The sequence below is a fragment of the Desulfovibrio sp. 1188_IL3213 genome, from assembly GCF_036763145.1.
Taxonomy (GTDB): Bacteria; Desulfobacterota; Desulfovibrionia; order Desulfovibrionales; family Desulfovibrionaceae; genus Desulfovibrio.
Window position 1 is genome coordinate 1 of sequence record NZ_JBAIYR010000203.1, and the last position, 4,046, is coordinate 4,046.

Genomic DNA, 4,046 nt, shown 5'->3' on the forward strand with positions numbered 1-4,046 from the left:
GTGCCGCCCGATCAGGTGGAAGAAGCCTGCACCCTGCTGCGCGCTGGCGGTGACCTTGCCTGCCTTGTGGGCGAAGTTGCCGAGCCTCGGCCGGACGGCAGGGCGCTGGTATTGCGCTGATTTTTCGGACAGCAGATATCTGCACCCTGATTTTGCGCCGTTGCCCTGATGCCGGAAGCTGCACTTTTTTGCGCTCCCTGAGGTTGCCGCAAGAGGAGCCCCCCAGGGTTTTGTTGCTGTTTTTTCATGCCTCCGGCTTGCCATGAGGCCCGGAAGCATTATCTTAAGAAAGTTGCGTCTCCGTCATGGTTTCCACATGCGCTGCCACCCGGTTTTTACAACAGGTATGGCCGGTCGCCGCTTGCGGGGCGAGAGCAAGTGTGCTATGGAAACACGCTTTGCGAGAGTGGCGGAATTGGTAGACGCACTGGACTTAGAATCCAGCACCGTAGGTATGGGGGTTCAAGTCCCCCCTCTCGCACCATCACGCCCACCCAGAAAAGGAGTCCCTCGTGGAATATAGCGCTGAAGACATTTCGCCGGTCAGAAAAAAAGTCGTCATCACCACGGATCCCCAGGAAGTGGAAGCTTCCATCATGGGCACGATCGCCCTGTACAAGACTTCCGTACAGGTTGACGGTTTCCGCAAGGGCAAGGTTCCGGCCTCGGTCATCGAGCAGCGCTTCCGCGACAAGATTTATGAAGAAGCCCGTCAGGACCTCATCAACGTACACATCAATGACGTGATGCAGAAGCTCGACGTCATGCCGCTGGCCGGTCTTGATGTGGACACGCCCGATGCTTTCGAGCGCGGTAAGGGCTTTGCCTACACCATCGAATTTGAAGTGCTGCCCACGTTTGAACTGCCCCCCTACGAAGGCATGGATGTGGAGCAGGAAAAAGTTGTGGTGGACGAAAAAGAAGTGCAGGAAGTGCTTGACCGCATCCTGCGCGACCGCGCCCAGCTTGTACCCGTTGAAGGCAAAGGCCCGGCCGTGGACGGCCAGATAGCCACCGTTGACTTTGCCGCCTTTGAAAACGGCGAGCCTGTGGAAGGCGTCAAGGCTGAATCTTTTGACCTGGCCCTGGGCGAGCGTCAGGCTCTGGAAGACTTTGAGGCTCTGGTCAAGACCATTGCTTACGGTGAAGAAGGCGAGGGCGAAATTCACTTCCCCGAAGACTTCATTGCCAAGGACCTGGCCGGCAAGACCGTGACCATGAAGGTCAAGGTGCACGCCATCAAGGAACGCAAGCTGCCCGAGCTTGATGATGAGCTGGCAAAGAGCCTTGGTCTTGAAAGCGTGGAAAAGCTGAAAGAAGCCATCACCAAGAGCTACACTGAAAGCCGCACCGGCCTGAACAGGAGCGCGGCCCAGAAGAACCTGCTGGACGGCCTGCTCAAGATGGCTGCATTCGAGCTGCCTCCGAGCCTGGTGGAAACCCAGATGAACACGCTGCTGGCCGACATGGCCGGTCGCCTGGAACGTCAGGGCCGCAGCCTTGAAAGCCTCGGCAAAAGCATGGAGGAACTGCGCAAGGACATGCAGCCCCAGGCTGACGAACTGGCCCGCGCCCAGGTGCTTCTGCTTTCTGTTGCCAAAAAGGAAGGTCTGGACGTTACCGACCACGAAGTCACCACGCAGATTTACCAGCTTGCCATGCGCACCGGCGAAGACTTCAAGTCCCTGCGCGAGCAGTATGAGCGTTCGGGCATGATCTTTGTGCTGCGCGACCGCATGCTGGCTGACAAGGCCATGGACCTCATTTACGCCAAGGCCAATGTCAAGGAAGTGGAGCCGAAGGCTCCCGAAACCGGAGCAGAGGCCGATGCCGCGCCGGGCGCATCCGCCAGCGCTCAGGAAAGCAAGCAATAATCAGGGAAGGCGGCCCAGAGGCCGCCTTTTGCTTTTTTCGCGGCGCAATGCCGCATATATCGCCCCTTGGGGCCATGTCAGTGAGGCTTTCATGTCGCTCATACCTATGGTTATCGAAACCACCGGCCGTTCTGAACGCGCCTACGATATTTATTCGCGCCTGCTCAAGGACCGCATCGTTCTGCTGGGTTCCGAGGTCAACGACACCGTGGCCTCGCTGATCTGCGCACAACTGCTTTTTCTTGAATCGCAGGACCCGGAAAAGGAAATTTCTCTCTATATCAACTCGCCCGGCGGCTCTGTTACCGCTGGTCTTGCCATCTATGACACTCTGCGCTTCATTTCCGCGCCGGTTTCCACGGTGTGCATGGGGCGTGCTGCCAGCATGGGCGCTTTTTTGCTGGCCGCGGGCAAGCCGGGGCTGCGTTATGCCCTGCCCAACAGCCAGATCATGATTCACCAGCCTTCGGCCGGGTATCAGGGGCAGGCCACTGATATAGAAATCCACGCCAAAGAGGTGCTGCGCCTCAAAGAGCGCCTTAACCGCATACTTGCCGAAAATACCGGTCGTCCTTACAAGGATATTGTCAAGGCCACCGAACGCGATAACTTTTTGACTCCTGAAGAAGCCAAAGACCTGGGCATCATCGACCGCGTGCTGGTTTCGCGCCAGGACATGGCTCAGGAAAAGAGCGAATAATCATGGCTAAGAACGATAAAAACAAGGTCAGCGAGCCTTTGAGCTGCTCCTTCTGCGGGCGCAGCGAACTGGAGGTGCGCAACCTCATCGTGCAGGATGGCGCGAGCATTTGCGACAAGTGCGTCAAGGCATGCAATGACATCATTGTACGCGACCAGATGGAAGTTGCCGAAGACACCGGGCCGCTGCTTTCGCCGCAGGAAATCAAGGACAGGCTTGACCAGTACGTTATAGGACAGCACGAAGCCAAGAAAATTCTTTCTGTGGCCGTGCACAACCACTACAAACGCGTGTTCTATGCCGATGCCCTGGGCGACGACGTGGAACTGGAAAAAAGCAATATTCTGCTGGTGGGGCCTTCGGGCAGCGGCAAAACGCTGCTGGCGAAAACCTTGGCCCGCGTGCTGCGCGTGCCTTTTGCCATAGCAGACGCCACCACCCTTACCGAGGCGGGCTATGTGGGCGAGGATGTGGAAAACATTCTGGTTCAGCTGCTGCAAAACGCCGATTACGACCTTGAAGCCGCCAGCAAGGGCATCATCTATGTGGACGAAATCGACAAGATTTCCCGCAAGGGCGACGGCCCCTCCATTACGCGCGACGTGTCCGGCGAAGGTGTGCAGCAGGCCCTGCTGAAAATCATTGAAGGAACCGAGGCCAATATTCCTCCCAAGGGCGGGCGCAAGCACCCGCAGCAGGAATTCATCCGCATGGATACGCGGAATATCCTGTTTATCGTGGGCGGCGCCTTTGTGGGCCTGGACAAGATTGTGGAATCGCGCATGAGCGGCGGAGCAATGGGTTTTGGGGCCAAGGTCCGTGCCAGCAAGGAAATGCCCCTGGGCGAACTGCTGGACAGGATACATCCTCAGGATCTGGTCAGGTTTGGCCTTATCCCCGAATTTGTGGGCCGTATTCCCATCATCACCCATGTGGATGAGCTGGACGAAGCCGATCTGGTGCGCATTCTCACGGAACCGAAAAACGCTCTGGTGCGTCAGTACCAGAAGCTGTTCAGCCTTGAGAACGTGGCCCTGCGCTTTACGCCCAATTCCCTCAAGGCCATTGCGGCCAAGGCCATTGAGCGCAAGACCGGCGCGCGCGGCCTGCGCAACGTGATGGAGCGCACCATGCTGGATATCATGTTCCGGCTGCCCTCCATGCCCAATGTGCGCGAATGCCTCATTAACCGGGCCGTGATCGAGAAGGGCAAGGAGCCTGTGCTCCTGTTCGGTGAAGCGGACGAAAGCCTTGTGAAAGAAAAAAAGCAGGCTGGCGGCGATCGGGCATCCTAGAGCAGATTAACTTTGAGAATGTACATTCTCAAAGTTTAAGCCACGCTCGTTTCGCTGCTTAACCGCGCAAGTAAATAGCTCTGCTGTCTTCGCGGCAGTCGTTGGCGAGCCTGCGAGCCTTACGAATGGCGACAGTGGTTGTGTGGAAACAAACCGCTCGTTACACATGGTGTCTGC

At 57.4% G+C, this 4,046-nt stretch carries 3 protein-coding genes and 1 tRNA gene; all 4 read left to right on the forward strand.

Translation table 11 applies throughout. From position 1 onward, the window contains the following. Positions 1-400: 400 nt before the first annotated feature. Positions 401-484 (forward strand) — tRNA-Leu (locus V6C16_RS08795). A gap of 28 nt (positions 485-512) precedes the next feature. Continuing rightward, positions 513-1,874, forward strand: a complete 1,362-nt coding sequence (gene tig / locus V6C16_RS08800; protein WP_333535498.1) for a trigger factor — start codon at positions 513-515, stop codon at positions 1,872-1,874. A gap of 91 nt (positions 1,875-1,965) precedes the next feature. Next, positions 1,966-2,574: an ATP-dependent Clp protease proteolytic subunit gene (locus V6C16_RS08805; protein ID WP_012624324.1), complete on the forward strand. Its 609-nt coding sequence runs from the start codon at positions 1,966-1,968 to the stop codon at positions 2,572-2,574. Between the two features lie 2 nt (positions 2,575-2,576). Continuing rightward, positions 2,577-3,869 carry an ATP-dependent Clp protease ATP-binding subunit ClpX gene (gene clpX / locus V6C16_RS08810; protein WP_333535499.1) on the forward strand — a complete coding sequence of 431 codons (1,293 nt, stop codon included), beginning with the start codon at positions 2,577-2,579 and terminating at the stop codon, positions 3,867-3,869. Positions 3,870-4,046: the final 177 nt, after the last annotated feature.

Coding starts and splice junctions, on each gene's coding strand:
- V6C16_RS08805 (WP_012624324.1), top strand. CDS start 1,966: ATGTCGCTCATACCTATGGTTATCGAAACCACCGGCCGTTCTGAACGC.
- clpX (WP_333535499.1), top strand. CDS start 2,577: ATGGCTAAGAACGATAAAAACAAGGTCAGCGAGCCTTTGAGCTGCTCC.